Below are 19,041 nucleotides of genomic sequence, written 5' to 3'. Positions count from 1 at the left end.
CAGGATTTTTTAGATGCCGCTCACCTTTGAACAGCCCTCGGCCGACAAGGCCGAGCGCGAGGCCGCTGGCCCCTTCACGCCCCTCTTCGATGCTGGCGGGCTGGTGACCGCCGTCGTGACGGACGCAGGCGATGGCGAACTTCTGATGGTCGCGCATATGAACGCGGAAGCGCTCGCGCTCACCATCGAGACCGGCATTGCCCATTATTACAGCCGCTCGCGCCGAAAGATCTGGAAGAAGGGGGAATCCTCTGGAAACCTCCAGACCGTCCACGAGATCAGGACCGATTGCGACCAGGATGCCGTCTGGCTGAAGGTCTCGGTCGCCGGGCACGATGCAACCTGCCACACCGGTCGGCGCTCCTGTTTCTACCGTGTCGTGCAGGAAAAGGATGGCCGCGCCACGCTTGAAATCACCGACGATCAGCGCCATTTTGATCCGGAGAGCGTCTATGGCGGCGGGGGAACCAATTAACAACTGCCTCGTTTTCTGCCACGCCGGCGCACGTTAAACGATTTCGAAACCTCTCGATGGATTAATCGGGAGGCTGGGATCGTTCAGCCTCAAGGGTGGTATAGTCTATGCTGAACTGGAGTTGGAATCGCCAAGATCCGCGCGCGGCCGCAGCCGATACGAGCGGAACCCCGATTCTGGAAGCCACCCCTCCCCCTGCTCAGCAAGCACCCAGAAAAGCCAAGCTCGCCTTGGCGCTCGGTGGCGGCGCGGCGCGCGGCTGGGCGCATATCGGCGTCCTGCGGGCGCTGGACGAGGCCGGCATCGAGGTCGGCATGATCGCCGGCACTTCGATCGGCGCGCTCGTCGGCGGCTGCTATCTCGCCGGTAAGCTGGACGAACTCGAGGCCTTCGCCCGCTCGCTCACCATGCGACGCATCGCCGGCCTGCTCGATCTCACCTTCGGCGGTGGCGGGCTGCTCGGCGGCATGCGGCTCACCAAGCGCATGCAGGAACATCTGGAAGGCATTTCGATAGAGGACCTCGACCGTCCGTTCGTGGCGGTCGCGACCGAACTGAATAGCGGCCACGAAGTCTGGATCACCAGCGGCAACCTGATTACGGCGCTACGCGCTTCCTACGCCCTTCCCGGCATATTCGAACCCGTTCGCTGTAACAACCGCACGCTCGTCGATGGCGCGCTCGTCAATCCGGTGCCGAGTTCGGTCTGCCGCGCCTACGAGCAGCCGCTCGTGGTCGGCGTCAATCTCAACTACGAAATCTTCGGCCGCTCGGCGGTAGTCAAGCATAGCGCCAGCGTCCAGCCGCTTGATAACGGCCGCAGGGACAGGGACGAATCCCGGGTGGGAATGACCGGCGTGATGGTGCAGGCCTTCAACATCATCCAGGAACGGATTTCGCGTGCGCGTCTTGCCGGCGATCCGCCGGATCTGGCGCTGCATCCGCGCCTTGCCGACGTCGGGCTTTCGGAGTTCCATCGCGCCGGCGAGGCGATCGACCGCGGCTACGCCGAAACGATGACGCAGATCGCCGCGCTCCAGCGTATGCAGGAAGTGTTCGCGCGCTAGTGGATTAGCCCGCGATATAGGCCTTGATCTGCTCGGCCTCGAATTCGATTTCCTGAATGCGCGACTTCACCACGTCGCCGATCGAAATGATGCCGACCAGCTTGCCGCCGTCTTCCACCGGCACATGCCGGAAGCGCTTGCCGGTCATCATCTCCATGAGCTGATTGACGGTAAAATCCTCCCGACAGCGCAGAACGGTAGCCGTCATCGCCGATTTGACGGGCTGCTGCAGCACGGTCGGCCCCTTGCCGGCGATTGCCCGGACAAGGTCGCGTTCGGTGAAGATGCCGGTGATGTTTCCCGAGGATCCGACAACGACCACCGCACCGATGCGGTTCTGGTTCAGGATTTCCGCGACCTCCTGCAGCGTCTTGTCCGGCCCCACGGTAACCACGTTTCGGCCCTTGGCATCGAGCATGTTCTTGACGGTAATCGACATGGTTCCCTCCTAGCGCATCTGCAGGTAGAGCCGTTTCCACTCCTCAGGAAGCGCGCTCGCCTTTGTGGAATCTAGATCGCTCCATGAAGGAGATCAAGGTTCCGTGATCGGAAGGCGGCCTTGCGGAAGTGGATCGAAGAACGCGAAGAGAAGAAAACCGAAGAGAAAGCCGCCGATATGGGCATCCCAGGCAATCTCGCCCATGTCCCCGCCCACGAGCGGCAGCCCTGCCGCGATCAGAATATTGCCGAGGAACCAGATCCCCGTGAAGAAGACGACGGTTCGGTTGCGGAAGGCACCGAGAATCGATTGGCGCGGATAGAGATGACCATGGGTGCGGTCATAGCCGCCGCGTTCTGGAAAAGCGAAGCGGCAGGCAGCGCCCATCAGCGCCGAGACCACGCCAGACGCGCCGATCAGCAGCGTCTGGTCGCCCCAATGCAGCATGGCGTGGAAGAAGGCCGCGGCGGCGGCTGAAAACATCCAGAAGAGAATGTAGCGCAAGGTCCCGATGCGGCGCACCACGGGCGCCCCGAAGGCCGTCAGCCACAGCACGTTGAAAACCAGGTGCTCGACGCCACCGTGCAGCAGCGAATAGGTCACCGGCGTCCAGAGCCACTGGAACCCCTGTTCGGCCAGCGGATAGACGTAGCGAAGCGGCGTGAAAGCCAGCTGGAACAGCAAAAAGGTGCGGGCGTCCTCGCTGAGGAAAAAGGCTTCGATGACATAGAGCGCCGCAAGCACCGCTATCGTCACCACAAGGCTGCGCGGCAGGTTGAATATCGGAACCGATTCGCGCTCGGGAGCATGCTCCTCATGCGGCTCCTCGGCCATGTCCGGCCTGTCGCTCATTCCGTCCCTTTCTCGTCAACTTCGCCAGCCATATAGGACCCACCGACGAAAGGGAAGCGCCGGCGGCGCTATCCGGCGCCCGCCGAAATCTCCGGAAGCGGGGTATGTTCCGGCATCGGCAATCGCCGGTTAACCATCACATGCCGCAGATGGCATGGATTTCGCTCCGCGAGCGGCAAAGGACACGGTTCGCCCCGCGATCTGGTTCGAAACGAGACAGGCAGAAGCATGCGCAATGAGGCAACCCGGAAGGTTTACGATTACTGGCTCCGCATCAAGGGCGATCGTTCTGCTCCCCTGAGGAGCGAGATCGATCCCACGGCACTGCGCCGCCTTCTGCCCTATCTGTTCATCCTGACGCCTGGTGCCGAAGGCGCGCCGGAGTTCCGTCTTGCCGGAACGCGCATTTGCGAAATCTTCGGCCGCGAACTCCGCGGCGCTGCCTTTTCCGGCTTGTGGGATGGGGACCCCGATCCGGCCGAGATCGCACGCGATGTCATGCGCCTTGAGCAGCCCGCGATCCTCGATGGCCGGACACGAAACGGCGAGACTGCAATCGGGTTCGAGGTCCTGTTGCTGCCGCTCCGTTCCGGCGAAACGGCCGACCGCCTGTTGGGCTCGTTCCTGCCGCAGGCCTCGCCTGCTCCTCCCGTCACGCGCCCGCTTTCAGGACTCTCGCTTCAGGGTTGGAATTTTCTCGAAGCAGATCGGGAGCCCGCGTCATCCTCAACCGATGATCCGGGGCCTGCCCGAGCGCTCCTGCGTTTTCTTTCAACACGCCTGCTCGACAACGGAACGACTTGAAACACGTCCGCAAAACCTTCTGTTAACCGCGCCGCGGTATGAAGTTTGTTATAGTTGCGAATGGAAAAGTCTTCTCGAATGTATTCGTTTCAGCCGGCCCAGAACGCTCCCTCGCACCACATGCCGAACCAGCGGGCGTTCCAGCGGGTGGTCGTAAACATTGCCGGCCGGTTGATGCTTTCCAATCATGAGGAATTTCCCTGCAGCGTTATCGATATGTCGCCGGGAGACGTCGCCTTCGCCTGCGAAGCGCGGCCCGCCGTCAACGAACGGGTGATCGCCTATCTCGATCACATCGGCCGGCTGGAAGGCAGCGTGCTGAGCCTGTCGGGCAACGGCTTCGTCATGTCGATCACGGCGACGGAGCGCAAGCGCGAGAAGCTCGCTGCCCAGCTCACTTGGATCGCCAACAAGCATGAGCTCGGCCTGCCTGAGGATCGCCGCCACGATCGCCTGACGCCCCGCAACAGCCGGGCCGAACTTCTGCTGGATGACGGCCGCCGCTATTCCTGCCGCATCATGGACCTTTCGCTTTCCGGCGCGGCGATCGACATCGACATCCGCCCGGCGATCGGCACCCCGGTCCAGCTCGGCAATATGCGCGGCCGTGTGGTGCGCCATTTCCTGGAAGGCGTGGCGGTCGAGTTCAATTCGATCCAGCCGCGCGAATCCCTCACCCAGTTCCTCTGAGGAACGATCGCCGCCTGATCGCGGCGCCCCCTTTTCCCCCTATTGCTCGACGATAGACTGTCTCCATTAGAGGCAGTCGAACTGCTGTCTGACTGTCCCGAAACGGCTCCAGCAAAATTTTTTGTGCCTTTTCGAAACTTTTTTTCGGGGTTTTTCCTCTCCCGAAACCGGTTTGCGGCCGCATGAAGCCCCCATTTCGAGGTCTCCCACGCCCTTGCCGTTGCGTTCGCAACGAGCCGCCGCCGCGCGAGCGCATCTCACGAAAGCAGAAGAAAATCCCGTGAATACAAAGCGATAGCGAGGGCACTCGTGCCGGATCAGTGTCACCAATTGCCGACTGCCATCCGGGCCCATTTTGAATTCCTTTCCAGTTCGCAACCCGATCGATTCAAATTTTATGAAACTTCGATTCAAATAAGGATTTGATTCTACTACTATATTTTGCGCTCGCTCAAACCCTGCCTGCGATTGTCTTCCCATGAACGGGGAGACAAGAAAATGACCGATCGCAAGGCACTGAAGCTCGGATTTGTTGCCGCTCTCATCGCTTTCGTAAGCGCATCTTCGTCCTTCGCGGCGCCGGTCGGCACGATGCGCGTCATCGGCGAAGCCAGCCCGCCGATCGGTCATTACGAGTTCTGCCAGACCTACACGAGCGAATGCGACACCAGCTATGAGGATGCCGGCCCGATGCGGCTGACCGAAGAGAAGTGGCGCGCGCTGCTCGACATCAACTATACCGTCAACACTTCGATCCAGCCGATGACCGACCAGGAAATCTATGGCGTCGAGGAACGCTGGGCCTATCCGCGCACCGTCGGCGATTGCGAGGATTTCGTCCTGCTCAAGCGCAAGATGCTCATCAAGAAGGGCTTCGATCCGTCCGACCTGCTGATCACCGTCGTGCTTCAGCCGAACGGCGAAGGGCATGCGGTGCTGACCGTCCGCACCGACCGCGGCGATTACGTGCTCGACAACATGCGCAACAAGGTTCTGCTCTGGTCGGATACCGAATACACCTATCTGAAGCGCCAGGCCTCGAATGATCCGGCCCGTTGGGTCAAGCTCCAGGATGGCCGCGCAACCGCCGTCGGCAGCGTCGGGCAGTAATCATCTAGGGCTGAGGATCACCCGATACGGTTTCCGTCAGCGCCGAACAGATGCAGATGCTGCGGCGGGAACCTGACGAAAACCTCCGGCCCGGCCTGCATCGCCTCGCGGTCGAGGGTGAAGACCTTGAACGGCAGTCCATGCAGGGAAAGATGCAGGATGATGCCGAACCCGGTCGGCTCCACCAGCTCCACATGGGCTTCCATGCCGGCGCCGTCGGTCGAGATCGCGACATGCTCCGGGCGGATGCCGAGCGTCAGGCCCGCCTCGCTCTCCGCCTTCAAGGAAGCCTCGAGCGGAATGCGCGTTCCGTCCTTCAGCGTCACCGCCCCGTCCGCATGGGACACATCGAGGAAGTTCATTCCCGGCGAGCCGATGAAGCCGGCAACGAAGAGATTGGCCGGCCTGTCGTAGAGTTCGAGCGGGCTCCCGACTTGTTGCACGATCCCGCCATGCATGGCGACGATCCGGTCCGCCAACGTCATGGCCTCGATCTGGTCGTGGGTCACGTAGATCGAGGTCGCCTTCAGATCGGCGTGCATTTTCTTGATTTCCGCCCGCATCTGCTCGCGCAGCCGGGCATCGAGATTGGAGAGCGGCTCGTCGAACAGGAAGGCCTTGGGCTGGCGCACGATCGCGCGTCCCATCGCGACACGCTGGCGCTGCCCTCCCGATAGCGCCTTCGGCCGACGCTCCAGAAGCGGTTCCAGTCCCAGCTTGGCGGCAGCTCCCCCGACCGCCTGCTCGATCTTCTCCTTCGCCGCCTTCCGCAAACGCAGGCTGTAGCTCATGTTGCCGGCGACGCTCATATGCGGATAGAGCGCGTAGGACTGGAACACCATCGCGATATCCCGGTCCTTCGGATGCAGCTCGTTGACCCGGCCGCCGGCGATGCGGATCTCTCCGGCGCTGACATTCTCCAGGCCGGCGATCATCCTCAGCAGGGTGGATTTCCCGCAGCCCGACGGCCCCACCAGCACGATGAACTCGCCGTCGCGGATATCGAGGTCGATGCCATGCAGCACGGAGACGTGGCCGTAGGACTTTTCAAGATTCTCGATCTGAATGGACGCCATGTGACTACCCCTTGACCGCACCGGCCGTGAGGCCCTGGACGAGATACCGCTGAATGAGAAGGAAAAAGAGCGCCGCCGGAATGAGCGCCAATATGCCGGCCGCCATCATCTGCCCGAAATCGACGGAGAACTTCGAGACGAAAGTGAGAAGGCCGACCGGGAAAGTCGCCGCATCGTTGCCGTTGATGAGCATCAGAGCGAAGAGGAGTTCGCTCCAGGCGGCCGTGAACACGAAACCGAGTGTCGCAGCGATCCCTGGCAATGTCAGCGGCAGAATGATCTGCCTGAACGCCGTGAACTTGGTCGCTCCGTCGATCATCGCCGCCTCTTCCAGATCCTTCGGAATGCCGTCGAAGAAGGATTGCATGAGGAAGGTCGCGAAGGGCACGTTGAAGGCGGTATAGACGACGATGAGACCCGTCAGGCTGTTGGTCAGCCCCAGCGGCGAGAGGATCTTGAAGATCGGCGCGACCAGCATGACCAGCGGGAACATCTGCGTCAGCAGCATCAGCGCGACGATCCAGTATTTCGCCCGGAAACTGAAGCGCGAGAGCGCGTATCCCGAAAGCGAGGCGCAGATCGTCACGGCGATCGCCGTGGAGGCGGAAACGATCAGGCTGTTCTTGAAGAAGGTCGGGAAGGCGCTGTGCCGCAGGACGAACGCGTAATGTTCAAAGGTGGTGCGCGTGGGCCAGAGCCGCACGCCCTCCGAATAGAGCAGATCGTTCGGCGTCACCGAAACCTTGAGAAGCCAGAAGAGCGGGAAGAGCGCGAAGGCGATGTAGCAGAGGATCGCCAGCCTATGCGCGATGGTCGGGAGGACGGATCGCTTCATGGTCTCAATCCTTGTTCAACAGCGTCTGCCGCAGCAGGATGATCAGCATCGAATAGGCGAGCAGCAGCACGAGCAGCACCAGCGCGATGGCGGACGCATAGCCGAAATCGAGCGCCCGGAACGCCTGGGTGAAGATGTAGCTCGCGACGATCTGGGTGCGGTCTGCCGGCCCGCCGCCGGTCATGACGACGATCAGGTCCGCGAAGTTGGATATCCACACGGTCCGCAAGAGAATGGTGATGGCGATCGTCGGCGCAAGGAACGGCAGCGTGATCGAAAGGAAGCGCTGGAACCAGTTGGCGCCGTCGATCGATGCGGCCTCGTAGAGATCGCGGGGAATGGCCTGCAGCGCCGCCAGAAGGGTAATCGCGAAGAAGGGAATGCCCCACCAGACATTGGCGATGATCGGCCCCCACATGGCATATTGCGGGTCGGACAGCAGGTTGCCCGGTTCTGATATCAGCCCGAGGCCGAAGAACCAGTGCGGCAGAGGACCGATCACCGGATTGAAGAGCCAGGCCCAGTTCAGCCCCGCCAGGAACGAGGGCACCGCCCAGGGAAGAAAGACGAGCGCCTGAACGAGCCCCCGGCCCCAGAACGGCTTGTCGAGCAGAAGCGCGAGGATCAGCCCGAAGATGAATTGCAGGAAAACCGAAGCGCCCGTCCACCAAAGCGTGTTCCTCAGGGCGCCGTAGAAGGCCGTGTCCCTGGAAAGCTCGCGGAAATGCTCAAGCCCCACGAAGCCGCCGGAAAACGGGTTGAGAAGCTGGATGTCGCGGAAGGCGTAGGAAACACCCACGACCAGCGGCACCAGCATGACCCCGATGATGAGGATCAGCGAAGGCGCGCTGTAGAGATAGGGCTCCGAAGCATCGGCGAGGCGGCGCAGCCAGGGCCGGCGGTCGCGGCGCATATCGAACGTGTCGGCAGGGGGCATCTGGATGCGATTTCCATCATGTTGCATGAATTTTCGGCCGATCGAAGCGCCGCCCCTCATCCGCTCCTTGCCGACGTCAAGCGTAGCAAGTCCCCTCTCCCCGTCGTTACGGGGAGAGGGAGAGGGTTAGGGTGAGGGGCAGACGCGCGACGGCAAAAGCTGGAAGAGCCCCCGTCGCTACTTCTTCGCCAAAAACTTCTGCTGCGCCTTCGTCAGGTAGTCGGCCCATTGGTCGGCGAGCTCTTTCGGCGTAATATCGCCCAGAAGCGCCTGCTGCGAACTCTTGATGGCGAGCGAATCCTTGAAGAAGGCGAACTCCTCGAGATAGGTCGGCATTACCGTCGGCACGGTGTTCGGATCGGCAAGCTCCTCGAACCAGCCCTTGAACTGATCTCCGGCATAGAACGGGTCCTGCTCGGCGGAAGTATAGGCCGGCAGAGCGCCGATCTTCTTGTTCCACTCGATATTGCCTTCCTTGCCTTCCAACGTCGCGATCAGCTTCCAGGAGAGATCCTTATTCTCGCTGGTCGAGAACATCGACCAGCCGGCATAGCCAATGGTCGGGAAGGACTTGCCGTCAGGTCCCTTGGGCAGCGGCACGACGCCGAAATCGTCCTTGTTCATGCGCTCGGCAACGGCGATCAGCGCATCCGGGTCCTGATCCAGGAAGGCGCAAGTGCCAGAATAGAAGCCGGCGACGACCTCGTTGAATCCCCAGTTGACGCTGTCCTTCGGCGCGTAGCCTTGTCTATAAAGGTCCACCATCCACTCGATGCCCTTAGCCCAGCCTTCGCTGCTCATCGTGGAGGTGCCGTCCTCGGTGAAATACTTGTTGTCGCCGGCCATGGAGGCAGCAAAGATCATCCAGCCGTTGAGGCCGCCGGGACCGCCGCGCATGCAGTAGCCGTATTTGCCGGGCAGCTTCGATATCGCTTCCGATGCCTTCGTGAATTCGTCCATGGTCTTCGGCGGCGCCGCGACGCCTGCCTCCGCCAGAAGCTTCTTGTTGTAGAACATCGCGCGCAGATAGAAGCCATAGGGCAGCATATAGGCGGTGTCCTTGACATCGCGGCCGAGTTCCAGCGCCCGCGGCGTCAGTTCCTTCGTGTGCTCCCACTTCTCCAGATAGGGTTCGAGGCTCTCCAGCATGCCGTTATTGGCATAGAGCGACAGCCAGGTATCGGGCATTTCCATTACGTCAGGCGTGTCGCCGGCGGAAACCATGGTCGCGAACTTCTGGAACGCCTCGTTCCAGGGAAGCGAGATGATCTCCACTTTCGTGCCGGGATTTTCGGTCTCGAACTTGCCGACGATCGATTTCAGGGTCTCCGTCCGCTCCGGGCTGGTGATGACCTCCACCAGCTTCAGCGTCGTGTCGGCAAGCACGCTGCCGGCCATGAGAGTGGTCAGAAATGCCGTTGCTATCAGTGTTTTCATTGTCGTTCTCCCAGTTGTTATTGATGCTGATGCCTATGAGGCGGCGGCGATCGCCTCCTCGATATCGCTCCACAGGACCTCGGTTCCCTCGAGACCCACATGGAGGCGTACGGACCGCGGACTGATGCCGAAGGCATGCGCGGAATTGGGCTGCGCCTTCTGCTGAAGCACCACCTCCCCCGGCACGATCAGGCTCTCGTGGCCGCCCCAGCTCACGCCGAGCTTGAAAAGCTTGAGGTGGTCGGCGAAGGGGCGGATATCGACGCCCTCCCGGAAGACGAAGGAAAACAGACCGGACGTCCCGTTGAGCCCCGCCGGCAGCCGGTTTGCGAGGCCCGGATGGCAGACCTGTTCCACCACATCCAGCTCCTGCAACCGGCGTGCTATGGTGAGCCCCGCGGCCTCATGCGCCTTCATGCGCAGCGGCAGCGTGCGCAGGCCGCGAATGAGCAGCCAGGCATCGAAGGGCGAAAGCTTGCCGCCGAGATAGGGATAGGCTTCCGATTTCAGCTGGCCGATCATCTCCTTCGAGCCGGCCACGACACCGGCGACGACATCGCTGTGGCCGCCGAGATATTTCGAGGCGGAATGGATGACGAGATCGACGCCGAGCGTGATCGGCCGCTGGAAGAACGGGCTTGCCCAGCTGTTGTCGATCATCGACACCACGCCATGCTTTCTCGCCAGCCCTGCGAGCGCCCCGACGTCATGCGCTTCCATGACCCAGCTCGTCGGGCTTTCCATGTAGAAGACCTTCGCGCCCGGCAGCGCCTTGGCGACGGCCTCCTCGTCGCGCCCGTCGACATAGGTCACCTCGATCTTCATGCGCTTGAGAATCGTGCCGAACAGCCGGAACGCATCGGGGTAAACGTGCTTGACCGCCACGATCCGGTCGCCCGGCTCCACGAAGCTCAGAACGGCGGAGGAGATCGCCGCCATGCCGCTCGCAAAGCCGAGCGCGTCTTCCGCCCCTTCGAGCTTCGCCAGCATTTCCTCGAACATGCGCACCGTCGGGTTGAGGCCGCGCGTATAGATCGGCCGCACCTTCTCTCCCCGGTAGGAGGAAAGCATGTCGTCGTAATCCTTGAAGGTGAAAAGCGAGGTCTGGGCGATTGGCGGAACGACGGCATCATAAGCATTGCCCTCGTCATGAGCGACGATGAGCGAAGCGAGGTCGAACGGTGCGGAACCGTCAGTCATCTGGACATTTCCTTGATATCTTCCTCGACGATTTCGAGGATGTTCAGTGTCTCGGTCCGCGCGGCTTCCGGGTCCTGCGCGACGATCGCGTTGAAAAGCGTGCGGTGAAAGGGAAAGGAGCGTCGGGCGAAATCGAACCGCTCGAACGGGTGGCTCCAGAAGCGCTCGAAGGTTTCCCGCATCTGCTCCAGCAATTGCCGGAACAGGGGATTGTGGGTCGCGTCATAGACCGCGAGATGGAATGCGAGGTCTTCCGGCCCCGCGGCGCCGTGGGCGTGATGCGCCCGCTCCATATCCTCGAGCCGCGCCTCGATGACCGTCAGATCCGCCTCGCTGCGCATGCGGGCAGCCACCATGCTCGCTTCGCATTCGAGCCCTCGCCTCACCTGCAGAGTTAGCAGAAGCGCATCGCGGAGATTCGCGGTTTCGAGCGAGAGCGGCATATGCACCGTGCGCCTGGAAATCGGCCTCAACAGATAAGTGCCGCTTCCCTTGCGGGCCTCGATGACCCCGAGCGCCTGAAAATGCCTCATGACCTCGCGGATCGTGGAACGCCCGACACCCAGCGCCGTCATCAATTCGCGCTCCGCCGGCAGCCTGTCGCCGGCCTTCAGGTCCGCGCCCTCCACATATTCGGCAAGCGCATCGGCCACCTGGCGGGCGCGGTCCATCGGAGGAAGCGGAGCGATGACGATCCTGGTCATGGTCACTCAAATTGGTCTGACATCTGAGCGATAATTCCTTTGCAGGCGTTCTCTGTCAATGCCCGCGATTGCGCCAGTCTGAAACTTTGTGACGCCGCTCGCGTTGGAATGACGGGACGCGGCAGGAGGCGAGCCATGAACGAAATGACCGAGACACGAAAACTGGCGGAGGAATACCTGCGGCTCGGCGGCCGCCGCAAATTGAAGGCCGACGACAACGTCATCACGATCCGCAAATGGGAAGAAGACCCGCCCGAGGCGGAGAAATTCTGGGTCGAGCATATCGAGCCTCTCGACCAGAGAACGCGCGAACAGGTCGAACTGTACCTGCCCAGTATCAACTTCCCTTGACACATCCTTCCCGGATTGACACGTCAGCGCCCATGGCTGGGCGCCGCCCATTTACCCGTCGTTAACCATAACCAAGCAAAGCTGCCGCCATTGAAGCCCCTTCGAACTGGAGGCATCCATGGCAGGCTCCGGCTCGGCCGCCGAAGACGAAGCCCCGCTGATTTCCAACCGCTTCCTGTATCGGCTGACCGCAATCGTCGCCGCGCTCGCGGTCCTGACGGCGGGCATCAGCCTTGCCGGCCGATGGTATGGGCAGCGCATGGCGCTTGCCGGTCATACTGACAGCACCGAGACCTTCCTGATCCGCATCGGCCAGGACGATCTGCGCCTTTCCGCCAACACCATCCGCTTCCGCGATCAACGCCATGGCGGCGCGGCCGAGCGCGTCGACCTCTACCTCACCTGGCCCGAACTGGAGGGTTACAGCGGCGAAAAACGCCTGCATTTTGATGATCTTACACGACCCGGCTCGCTGATTTTCCTGCAGCTGTCGCAGAGCACCATGTCAGCGGACATGTCCGGCCGGCTCGTTCCCATTTACTCGCAGCTTTTCGCCAAGGAAGAACCGCAACAGACCGCCCACGGGCTGACGATGCACCGCCTGCGTACCGATAGCGGCTACGGCGACGAAGTGATCTTCACGGCGCCGCGTCCGGGCAGGCCCGATTACGTGGTCCGCTGCCTGCTCCCCGCCGAAGGACAGGCACCGACCAGCGGCGATTGCCAGCGCGACATCCATCTCGGAAGCGATCTTACCGTGCTTTATCGCTTCTCCAGCGCGATTTTGAACGACTGGGACCACATTGATGCCGCGATTACCGCTTTTGTCGAAACGCGGCTGGTTGACGGGCCAGACGGGACGAATGGGCGAAATTAACTAAAACTCAGCATAATCCGGAAACCTGCCATTCATCATAAACCTCTTGGTAACGCTGTTCTCCTAGATTGGCCCAAGCGGCCGCGACTGGGGAGCGTCCGGACGATGCAAACAATACAAAACGATGAGTGCGGCAGTGTCGAATAAGATGTTCACCGCCTCCTTTCCAAAGGATGGCGCAAGAGTTCCGGACCGGTTCATTGGCTATTTTCTTACGCTGGTTCTGGCATTGTCGATATTTGCCGGCACAGCGGAGGCAGCCCCGAAATATGCGGGCATAGTCGTGGACGCCAACACCGGAAAGGTGCTTTACGGCGAGGATCCCGATGGCCTGCGCTATCCGGCGTCGCTCACCAAGATGATGACCCTCTACCTCACGTTCGAGGCACTGGAAGCCGGTCGCATCAGCCTCGACTCCAAGGTTCCCGTCTCCGCCAAGGCCGCCGCCGAACCGCCGTCCAAGCTCGGCGTTCGCGCCGGAGGCTCCGTGACGGTCGAGCAGGCCATCAAGGCGCTCGTCACCCGCTCCGCCAATGACATCGCTACCGCGCTCGGCGAATATCTCGGCGGTTCCGAGGGCCGTTTCGCGCAGTTGATGAACAACAAGGCTCGCGCGCTCGGCATGACGCGCACCACCTATCGCAACGCCCACGGCCTGCCCAATACGGCACAGATGACGACAGCGCGCGATCAGGCCCGGCTCGGAATGGCGCTTCGCCAGCACTTCCCGCAGTATTACGGCTATTTCTCCACGCGCAGCTTCCAGTTCGGCAAGCAGACGATCGGTAACCACAATCGCCTTCTCGGCAATGTTGAAGGCGTCGATGGCATCAAGACCGGCTATACCCGCGCCGCCGGCAGCAACCTCGCCACCTCGGTAAAGGTCGACGGCCGGCTGATCGTTGCAGTCGTTCTCGGCGGACGCTCCAGCGCCGCCCGCGACGCCCAGATGCGCAAGCTCGTCGCCGGCTACCTGCCCAAGGCTTCCCGCGGCGGCAGCGGCGCTCTGATCGCCCAGGCCGCGCCGGAGCCCGTCTCCCCGGCCCGCCGCATGGCTGCGCTCGACCTGCCGAACAGCGGCCCCGTTCCGCAGACCCGTTACAGCGAGCAGCCCGCCGCGACCGCCTATGCTTCGGAACCTGCCCAGAAACGGGTCATCAACGAAGCCATCAACGTCGCGATGGCCGGCGCCGCCGCCGTTCCGACCCCGGCTCCCGCCCCGGAATACATGCCGGAAGAGGCTTCGGCCGAGGGTGACGAATCCTCCGTCGATGAAGTCATCACCGCTTCGACCGGAAGCCGCATTCCGCAAGTCGATGTCACCGGCTGGGTGATCCAGGTCGGCGTCTCCGAGAGTGAGAAGGCGGCTAAAAATCTTCTGCAGTCCGCGCAGGACAAGGGCGGAAAGGCACTGCGTTCCGCCAAGCCCTTCACGGTCGCCGTCAACAGCAACGGCTCTCAGCTCTATCGCGCTCGCTTCGGCGGCTTCGATGACCAGAAGACGGCGGTCAGTACCTGCAATGCCCTGAAGAAGAAGGGCGTCAACTGCTGGGCATCGCTGCAGTGATAGCGATTGGCTCCCAGCCTCGACAATGGCTGCGCCGGCCCGCCGGCGCGCTGAAATCTCGAAGAAGTATGGTGTAACGAGGTTTCCTGATGGGTACGAATGAGAACAGCGCAAGTTTCGATGGCGATCTGATCCAGTTGAAGAGCCGCGCGAGGGGCGCTGCCCTTCACCCGCTCCACGAAGCCGCGATGCGGCTCGCAGGGCTTGGCCTAAACCGGCCGCGCGAAAAGACCCGCGATCTGGTGGCCCTTCTTCTCGGCCATGGCGCCCGCGCCTGGCGTCAGTCACAGCCGGACGCGACAATTCATCTGCATGTTTCGTTCAGGTCCGGCCGGTCGCCGGTTCGGCTGAAGCTCCGCTGAACCGGGTAAGTTCCAGGAAGAGCGGAAGCCCCTCCCTTTAGAGAAGTCCGAGTTCGGCGAGTTCGCGCCGAAGCTCTTCGGGAAGAGCGGCCACGCCTTCCCCCAATTTTCCGAGATCGCGCGGCGCTTCCTCGTCTTTCAGGTAACGCCAGCCCTGGAACGGCCTTCGGGGCTGGGGCGCGGTCTCGATGACCTCCGGCCCGAGGATCAGTTCGCAGCGTTGGATGCCGTCGCCGCCGGTAAAGGTGCGAATGTCGAGAAGGTTCTGCCGCGCCAGCACCTGTCCCTTGATGACCCAGTAGAGCGAACCGCCGCCAAGCAATTCCTCCATCCGTTTCGGCACCATGCGCGTGGTATGAATGCTGTGCGGTTCGAGCCCCGCCGCCATGGCGCGCATCGATTTTTCCGCAACCCAGTCCCGGAGATCCTGGAGCGAGTCCGCCCCGACGCAGAGTTTGATCAGATGAAGAGCCATGGCTCGGTTCAAAACCTATCCGGCTTTCAGGTCAAGCCTCTCATCGAGATGCTCCACACGACCAGAGCCTTTCAGGGGTAGCGTCAACATTCGACGACATTGACGGCAAGCCCGCCGGTCGAAGTCTCCTTGTACTTCTCGCTCATGTCGTTGCCGGTCTGGCGCATGGTCTCGATACAGGCGTCGAGCGGCACGAAATGCGTTCCGTCGCCCTTGATGGCGAGCGAGGCGGCCGTTACCGCCTTGACCGCGCCGAGCGCGTTCCGCTCGATGCAGGGCACCTGCACGAGCCCGGCGATCGGGTCGCAGGTCATGCCGAGATGATGTTCGAGCGCGATTTCCGCGGCGTTCTCGATCTGCTCCGGGGAGCCGCCCATGACGGCTGCGAGCCCCGCCGCGGCCATGGCGGCCGCCGATCCAACCTCGCCCTGGCAGCCGACCTCGGCGCCTGAAATCGAGGCATTGTGCTTGATGATGCCGCCGACGGCCGCTGCCGTCAGCAGGAAATTGCGGATATCCTCCGCCGTCGCATCCTCATGGAAATGCAGGAAATAGCGGGCCGTGGCCGGAATGACGCCCGCCGCCCCGTTGGTCGGCGCGGTGACCACGCGTCCGCCGCTGGCATTCTCCTCGTTGACCGCCATGGCATAGACGCTCAGCCAATCGTTGGCGAGAACCGGGTTCAGCCGGTTGCTGCGCCACTCCTCCTTCAGCTTGTCGTGGATCGCCCTCGCCCGCCGCTTCACCTTCAAACCGCCGGGCATGATGCCGTCGACCTTCAGCCCGCGCTCGATGCAGCCGTTCATTGCCTCCCAAATGCCGTCGAGCCCGCCGTCGAGTTCGCTCGAACTCATGCGGGTCTCCTCGTTGGCCCGCTTCATCTGGGCGATCGTCAGGCCCGAACGCTGGGCCATGTCGAGCATCTGACTGGCGGTCGAGAAAGGATAGGGAACGCGCGCGTCGCTCGAAGCCTTCTTGGAATTTCGCAGCGCCTCCAGTTCCGTATCGGTCACCACGAAACCGCCGCCGATGGAATAATAGATGCGCTTGAGCAGGAGCCGGCCGTTCCGGTCATAGGCCGAAAAGCTCATTCCGTTGGCGTGCCCCGGAAGCGGCTGCTTCTTGTCGAAGATCAGGTCGGTCTTCGGCTGGAATTCGTAAGGCGGATGGCCAGGCGGCGTCACGCGTCCGGTCCGCTCCACCTCGGCAATGATCTCGTCCATCCGGTCGGGATCGACACTATGCGGTTCCTCGCCCATCAGGCCCAGGATCACCGCCCTGCCCGTTCCGTGGCCTATGCCCGTATAGGCGAGCGAGCCGTGCAGGCTGGCTTTGATCGCGGCCACCTGCGCACCGGCCGGCCGCGGCCAGTCGTCCGTAAGGATCAGCGCCAGAAAGCGGTTCGCGGCCGACATCGGTCCCATTGTATGGGAGCTCGAAGGGCCGATGCCGATCTTGAAAACGTCGAATACGGACAGAAACATGAAGCAACAGCTCCCGGATAGCGATGATGAAGGCTACGCCACATGGCGCGGATACCGTGGCAATCGCCCGACATCCGGTTTCATCAGAGCGACATACTCATGTCCATAAAATAAGAACGGCGCGGTACGAATACCACGCCGTTCTCATGAAAACGAAAATCGGATCACAAATCAGATCGTGCCGAAAAGGTAGGCGAGCGCCAGAACCCCGGCAAATCCCGCGAGCGCTTTCAAAGTAACGCCCCAGCAGGATTTCTGAGCGGTGTCTTCCATGATCACTCCAGTCGTATTGCGAATAGCGCTGCGGCCGTCGAACGGCCGCAATGGCTAACCCTATATTAAAGCGCCGCTCGTCTCGCAACTGCGAAAAGCGGCGGAAACACGGCGATTACACAGATCAGATGCGCACCCCACGCATAACAATCCCGAAAATCCGGGCATTTTCCTCCTCCTGCCACCGTCTTCCACCGCCGCAATTTCATCCCAGTGGTTAACGGCACTGAGGACTTGCCGGTCTCGGCGAAGTGAAGCATAGCTTGGGCCTACAGCCGAGGACGACGACTCACGTCATGACGACTGCAGATTACACCGCTCTAGCCTTTTTCGCACTCCTCTGGAGCGCCTATTCCTGGTTCACGGCCGGTGGCGGCGCGCGCTTTCTTCCGCGTGCGAGCCTCAATCGCGCCATGACCGAACGTCGCCGCGCTTGGATCTACAATTCGCTCAAGCGCGACCTGAAGATGATCGACACTCAGATCCTGGCGGGTCTTCAGAACGGCACCGCCTTCTTCGCCTCGACGTCCATCTTCGCGCTCGGCGGCTGCTTCGCCCTGCTCGGGGCAACCGAACAGGTGGAGGCGGTCTTCCGCGAGCTTGCCTTCGTTCCCTATGGCGGGCGCACGGCCTTCGAACTCAAGGTTGGCGGCCTCGCCATGATGTTCGGCTACGCCTTCTTCAAGTTCGGCTGGTCCTATCGGCTGTTCAACTACTGCACCATCCTGTTCGGCGCATTGCCGATGACGCATGAAACCCATGCCGATCGCATCGCCGCCGAGCGTGCCGCCGATCAGGTGATCCGCATGAACATCATCGCGGCCGGGCATTTCAACTCGGGGCTCCGGACGATCTTCCTGTCGATCGGCTATCTCGGCTGGTTCGCCGGCCCCTATGTTTTCATGGCGACGACCGCTTTCGTGATCTTCGTGCTCACCCGCCGCCAGTTCTTTTCGGATGCCCGGCTGGCGCTTCTCGATCGCGATGAAAAAGCCTGAACCAGATGAGGAAGAGCTTCCGTGACCCTTGCTGAGAGCCACAACACGCCCGGCACCCTTCCCCGCATCAGGTTGATCGATACGCTTCGTGGCCTGGCGCTGGTCGCCATGGCCTCCTACCATTTCACCTGGGACCTGGAATTTTTCGGCTATCTGGAACCCGGAACGGCAACCCAGGGGCTTTGGCGCCTCTATGCGCGGACGATTGCCAGCTCCTTCCTCTTTCTGGCCGGCGTCAGCCTCGTGCTGGCGCATTTTCCGCAAATCCGCTGGCAATCCTTCTGGAAGCGCTTTGCGATCGTTGCGGGCGCGGCGCTCGCCATCAGCGTCGCGACGCTTTTCGTCGTGCCGGACGAATGGATATATTTCGGCATCCTGCACAATATCGCAGTGTCCAGCCTGGTCGGCCTCGCCTTCCTGAGGCTTCCTCCGGCCGTCACCGCCGCGGCGGTGGTGCTGATCGTCGCGGCCATGGTCGCCGACAACTACATGCCGGGCCTGATGAAATCAGCCGCCCTCGATCCGCGATATCTGAGCTGGCTGGGATTTGCCGAAACACCGCCGCGCTCGAACGATTACGTGCCGCTCTTTCCATGGGTTGCGGCGCTGCTCGCCGGCATTGCCGTGGCGCGTTTCGCCCGATCGGGAAACTGGCTGCCCCGTCTTGCGGCCTTCCAGACGCAATCGAACCTGCTCTCGAAGGCCGGGCGTCACAGCCTCATCATCTATCTGGTGCATCAGCCGGTGCTGATCGCCCTCGTTTATCTCTTTTCGATGGTTCACCCGGCGGCGGCGCCCGATCCACGGCAGAGCTACGTGCGAAGCTGCGAGGCGGGCTGCCTCGGCCAGACGAACGACGCCGGCCTCTGCCAGCGTTTCTGCGGCTGCACCGCAGACCGGCTGATCGAGCAATCGCTCATGCAGCCTGTCCAGACGGGCACGATCGATCCGAACACCGATGAGCGGGTACTGACCATCGCCCAGGAATGCGCTACCCAGGCCCGATAAGATAAGGGAATAAGCGGAAG

At 62.0% G+C, this 19,041-nt stretch carries 21 protein-coding genes; 11 read left to right on the top strand and 10 right to left on the bottom strand.

Translation table 11 applies throughout. The features are described from left to right. Positions 1–13 precede the first annotated feature (13 nt). Both hisI and YH62_RS00705 read left to right on the top strand, forming a co-directional pair. Positions 14–475 (top strand): phosphoribosyl-AMP cyclohydrolase, encoded by a 462-nt coding sequence (hisI, locus tag YH62_RS00710; protein WP_046792244.1) that lies wholly within the window; start codon positions 14–16, stop codon positions 473–475. 107 nt (positions 476–582) lie between these two features. Then, positions 583–1,542 carry a patatin-like phospholipase family protein gene (locus YH62_RS00705; RefSeq protein WP_046792243.1) on the top strand — a complete coding sequence of 320 codons (960 nt, stop codon included), beginning with the start codon at positions 583–585 and terminating at the stop codon, positions 1,540–1,542. A 4-nt stretch (positions 1,543–1,546) separates the two neighbouring features. Here YH62_RS00705 and YH62_RS00700 read toward each other — a convergent pair whose 3' ends face one another. Together YH62_RS00700 and YH62_RS00695 are read right to left on the bottom strand one after the other, a co-directional pair. Continuing rightward, on the bottom strand, positions 1,547–1,981 hold the full coding sequence (locus tag YH62_RS00700; protein ID WP_046792242.1) for a CBS domain-containing protein: 435 nt from the start codon (positions 1,979–1,981) through the stop codon (positions 1,547–1,549). A 93-nt stretch (positions 1,982–2,074) separates the two neighbouring features. Then, the gene (locus YH62_RS00695) at positions 2,075–2,833 is read right to left on the bottom strand and encodes a rhomboid family intramembrane serine protease (RefSeq protein WP_052760314.1); all 759 of its coding nucleotides are present in this window, start codon (positions 2,831–2,833) and stop codon (positions 2,075–2,077) included. A gap of 228 nt (positions 2,834–3,061) precedes the next feature. Here YH62_RS00695 and YH62_RS00690 point away from each other — a divergent pair, with 228 nt between their 5' ends. The 3 genes from YH62_RS00690 (at position 3,062) to YH62_RS00680 (ending at position 5,437) form a co-directional block, all read left to right on the top strand. Continuing rightward, positions 3,062–3,637, top strand: coding sequence for a PAS domain-containing protein (locus tag YH62_RS00690; RefSeq protein ID WP_052760313.1), 576 nt, complete (start codon positions 3,062–3,064; stop codon positions 3,635–3,637). Between the two features lie 78 nt (positions 3,638–3,715). After that, on the top strand, positions 3,716–4,327 hold the full coding sequence (locus YH62_RS00685; RefSeq protein WP_046792241.1) for a PilZ domain-containing protein: 612 nt from the start codon (positions 3,716–3,718) through the stop codon (positions 4,325–4,327). A 498-nt stretch (positions 4,328–4,825) separates the two neighbouring features. After that, complete coding sequence (locus YH62_RS00680) at positions 4,826–5,437, top strand: transglutaminase-like cysteine peptidase (RefSeq protein WP_046792240.1); 612 nt, start codon at positions 4,826–4,828, stop codon at positions 5,435–5,437. A gap of 17 nt (positions 5,438–5,454) precedes the next feature. Here YH62_RS00680 and ugpC read toward each other — a convergent pair whose 3' ends face one another. The 6 genes from ugpC to YH62_RS00650 all read right to left on the bottom strand — a co-directional run bounded on the left by ugpC (position 5,455) and on the right by YH62_RS00650 (position 11,626). Beyond that, a complete protein-coding gene (ugpC, locus tag YH62_RS00675) occupies positions 5,455–6,513 on the bottom strand; it encodes a sn-glycerol-3-phosphate ABC transporter ATP-binding protein UgpC (RefSeq protein ID WP_046792239.1) in 1,059 nt (352 codons plus the stop codon). Positions 6,514–6,517: 4 nt separating this feature from the next. Next, positions 6,518–7,348: a carbohydrate ABC transporter permease gene (locus YH62_RS00670; protein WP_046792238.1), complete on the bottom strand. Its 831-nt coding sequence runs from the start codon at positions 7,346–7,348 to the stop codon at positions 6,518–6,520. A gap of 4 nt (positions 7,349–7,352) precedes the next feature. Continuing rightward, positions 7,353–8,285, bottom strand: coding sequence for a sugar ABC transporter permease (locus YH62_RS00665; protein ID WP_046792965.1), 933 nt, complete (start codon positions 8,283–8,285; stop codon positions 7,353–7,355). 177 nt (positions 8,286–8,462) lie between these two features. Then, positions 8,463–9,722 (bottom strand): sugar ABC transporter substrate-binding protein, encoded by a 1,260-nt coding sequence (locus tag YH62_RS00660; protein WP_046792237.1) that lies wholly within the window; start codon positions 9,720–9,722, stop codon positions 8,463–8,465. A gap of 33 nt (positions 9,723–9,755) precedes the next feature. Then, positions 9,756–10,922: a PLP-dependent transferase gene (locus tag YH62_RS00655; RefSeq protein WP_046792236.1), complete on the bottom strand. Its 1,167-nt coding sequence runs from the start codon at positions 10,920–10,922 to the stop codon at positions 9,756–9,758. Further along, on the bottom strand, positions 10,919–11,626 hold the full coding sequence (locus tag YH62_RS00650) for a FadR/GntR family transcriptional regulator (RefSeq protein WP_046792235.1): 708 nt from the start codon (positions 11,624–11,626) through the stop codon (positions 10,919–10,921). The genes YH62_RS00655 and YH62_RS00650 overlap by 4 nt, the downstream gene beginning before the upstream one ends. 135 nt (positions 11,627–11,761) lie before the next feature. Between YH62_RS00650 and YH62_RS00645 the strand changes: the two genes are divergently transcribed. The 4 genes from YH62_RS00645 to YH62_RS00630 all read left to right on the top strand — a co-directional run bounded on the left by YH62_RS00645 (position 11,762) and on the right by YH62_RS00630 (position 14,783). Next, positions 11,762–11,977, top strand: a complete 216-nt coding sequence (locus tag YH62_RS00645) for a hypothetical protein (RefSeq protein WP_052760312.1) — start codon at positions 11,762–11,764, stop codon at positions 11,975–11,977. A 118-nt stretch (positions 11,978–12,095) separates the two neighbouring features. Next, a complete protein-coding gene (locus tag YH62_RS00640; RefSeq protein WP_046792233.1) occupies positions 12,096–12,854 on the top strand; it encodes a hypothetical protein in 759 nt (252 codons plus the stop codon). Positions 12,855–13,002: 148 nt separating this feature from the next. After that, on the top strand, positions 13,003–14,421 hold the full coding sequence (locus tag YH62_RS00635) for a D-alanyl-D-alanine carboxypeptidase (RefSeq protein ID WP_082118199.1): 1,419 nt from the start codon (positions 13,003–13,005) through the stop codon (positions 14,419–14,421). Positions 14,422–14,510: 89 nt separating this feature from the next. Further along, positions 14,511–14,783, top strand: coding sequence for a hypothetical protein (locus tag YH62_RS00630; RefSeq protein ID WP_046792232.1), 273 nt, complete (start codon positions 14,511–14,513; stop codon positions 14,781–14,783). A 37-nt stretch (positions 14,784–14,820) separates the two neighbouring features. Here the strand turns inward: YH62_RS00630 and YH62_RS00625 are convergent, their stop codons facing one another. Next, positions 14,821–15,258 (bottom strand): DUF1489 family protein, encoded by a 438-nt coding sequence (locus YH62_RS00625; protein ID WP_046792231.1) that lies wholly within the window; start codon positions 15,256–15,258, stop codon positions 14,821–14,823. Between the two features lie 83 nt (positions 15,259–15,341). After that, positions 15,342–16,742 carry an L-serine ammonia-lyase gene (locus YH62_RS00620; RefSeq protein WP_046792230.1) on the bottom strand — a complete coding sequence of 467 codons (1,401 nt, stop codon included), beginning with the start codon at positions 16,740–16,742 and terminating at the stop codon, positions 15,342–15,344. A 569-nt stretch (positions 16,743–17,311) separates the two neighbouring features. Here YH62_RS00620 and YH62_RS00615 point away from each other — a divergent pair. Together YH62_RS00615 and YH62_RS00610 are read left to right on the top strand one after the other, a co-directional pair. Next, positions 17,312–18,013 carry a DUF599 family protein gene (locus YH62_RS00615; RefSeq protein ID WP_046792229.1) on the top strand — a complete coding sequence of 234 codons (702 nt, stop codon included), beginning with the start codon at positions 17,312–17,314 and terminating at the stop codon, positions 18,011–18,013. A gap of 21 nt (positions 18,014–18,034) precedes the next feature. Next, complete coding sequence (locus tag YH62_RS00610) at positions 18,035–19,021, top strand: DUF1624 domain-containing protein (protein ID WP_046792228.1); 987 nt, start codon at positions 18,035–18,037, stop codon at positions 19,019–19,021. Positions 19,022–19,041: the final 20 nt, after the last annotated feature.

This window comes from Rhizobium sp. LC145, from assembly GCF_001005825.1.
Classification (GTDB): domain Bacteria; phylum Pseudomonadota; class Alphaproteobacteria; order Rhizobiales; family Rhizobiaceae; genus Neorhizobium.
The sequence above is the reverse complement of the archived record's forward strand: the minus strand, read 5'-3'. Positions and strand labels throughout refer to the sequence as shown.

What these genes read in the sequence shown, in the direction of transcription:
- ugpC (WP_046792239.1), bottom strand. Translation starts at nt 6,513, where the DNA reads ATGGCGTCCATTCAGATCGAGAATCTTGAAAAGTCCTACGGCCACGTC.
- YH62_RS00620 (WP_046792230.1), bottom strand. Translation starts at nt 16,742, where the DNA reads ATGTTTCTGTCCGTATTCGACGTTTTCAAGATCGGCATCGGCCCTTCG.
- YH62_RS00700 (WP_046792242.1), bottom strand. Translation starts at nt 1,981, where the DNA reads ATGTCGATTACCGTCAAGAACATGCTCGATGCCAAGGGCCGAAACGTG.
- YH62_RS00630 (WP_046792232.1), top strand. Translation starts at nt 14,511, where the DNA reads ATGGGTACGAATGAGAACAGCGCAAGTTTCGATGGCGATCTGATCCAG.
- YH62_RS00680 (WP_046792240.1), top strand. Translation starts at nt 4,826, where the DNA reads ATGACCGATCGCAAGGCACTGAAGCTCGGATTTGTTGCCGCTCTCATC.
- YH62_RS00635 (WP_082118199.1), top strand. Translation starts at nt 13,003, where the DNA reads ATGTTCACCGCCTCCTTTCCAAAGGATGGCGCAAGAGTTCCGGACCGG.
- hisI (WP_046792244.1), top strand. Translation starts at nt 14, where the DNA reads ATGCCGCTCACCTTTGAACAGCCCTCGGCCGACAAGGCCGAGCGCGAG.
- YH62_RS00640 (WP_046792233.1), top strand. Translation starts at nt 12,096, where the DNA reads ATGGCAGGCTCCGGCTCGGCCGCCGAAGACGAAGCCCCGCTGATTTCC.
- YH62_RS00645 (WP_052760312.1), top strand. Translation starts at nt 11,762, where the DNA reads ATGAACGAAATGACCGAGACACGAAAACTGGCGGAGGAATACCTGCGG.
- YH62_RS00705 (WP_046792243.1), top strand. Translation starts at nt 583, where the DNA reads ATGCTGAACTGGAGTTGGAATCGCCAAGATCCGCGCGCGGCCGCAGCC.
- YH62_RS00655 (WP_046792236.1), bottom strand. Translation starts at nt 10,922, where the DNA reads ATGACTGACGGTTCCGCACCGTTCGACCTCGCTTCGCTCATCGTCGCT.
- YH62_RS00625 (WP_046792231.1), bottom strand. Translation starts at nt 15,258, where the DNA reads ATGGCTCTTCATCTGATCAAACTCTGCGTCGGGGCGGACTCGCTCCAG.
- YH62_RS00650 (WP_046792235.1), bottom strand. Translation starts at nt 11,626, where the DNA reads ATGACCAGGATCGTCATCGCTCCGCTTCCTCCGATGGACCGCGCCCGC.
- YH62_RS00690 (WP_052760313.1), top strand. Translation starts at nt 3,062, where the DNA reads ATGCGCAATGAGGCAACCCGGAAGGTTTACGATTACTGGCTCCGCATC.
- YH62_RS00665 (WP_046792965.1), bottom strand. Translation starts at nt 8,285, where the DNA reads ATGCCCCCTGCCGACACGTTCGATATGCGCCGCGACCGCCGGCCCTGG.
- YH62_RS00615 (WP_046792229.1), top strand. Translation starts at nt 17,312, where the DNA reads ATGACGACTGCAGATTACACCGCTCTAGCCTTTTTCGCACTCCTCTGG.
- YH62_RS00685 (WP_046792241.1), top strand. Translation starts at nt 3,716, where the DNA reads ATGTATTCGTTTCAGCCGGCCCAGAACGCTCCCTCGCACCACATGCCG.
- YH62_RS00670 (WP_046792238.1), bottom strand. Translation starts at nt 7,348, where the DNA reads ATGAAGCGATCCGTCCTCCCGACCATCGCGCATAGGCTGGCGATCCTC.
- YH62_RS00695 (WP_052760314.1), bottom strand. Translation starts at nt 2,833, where the DNA reads ATGAGCGACAGGCCGGACATGGCCGAGGAGCCGCATGAGGAGCATGCT.
- YH62_RS00660 (WP_046792237.1), bottom strand. Translation starts at nt 9,722, where the DNA reads ATGAAAACACTGATAGCAACGGCATTTCTGACCACTCTCATGGCCGGC.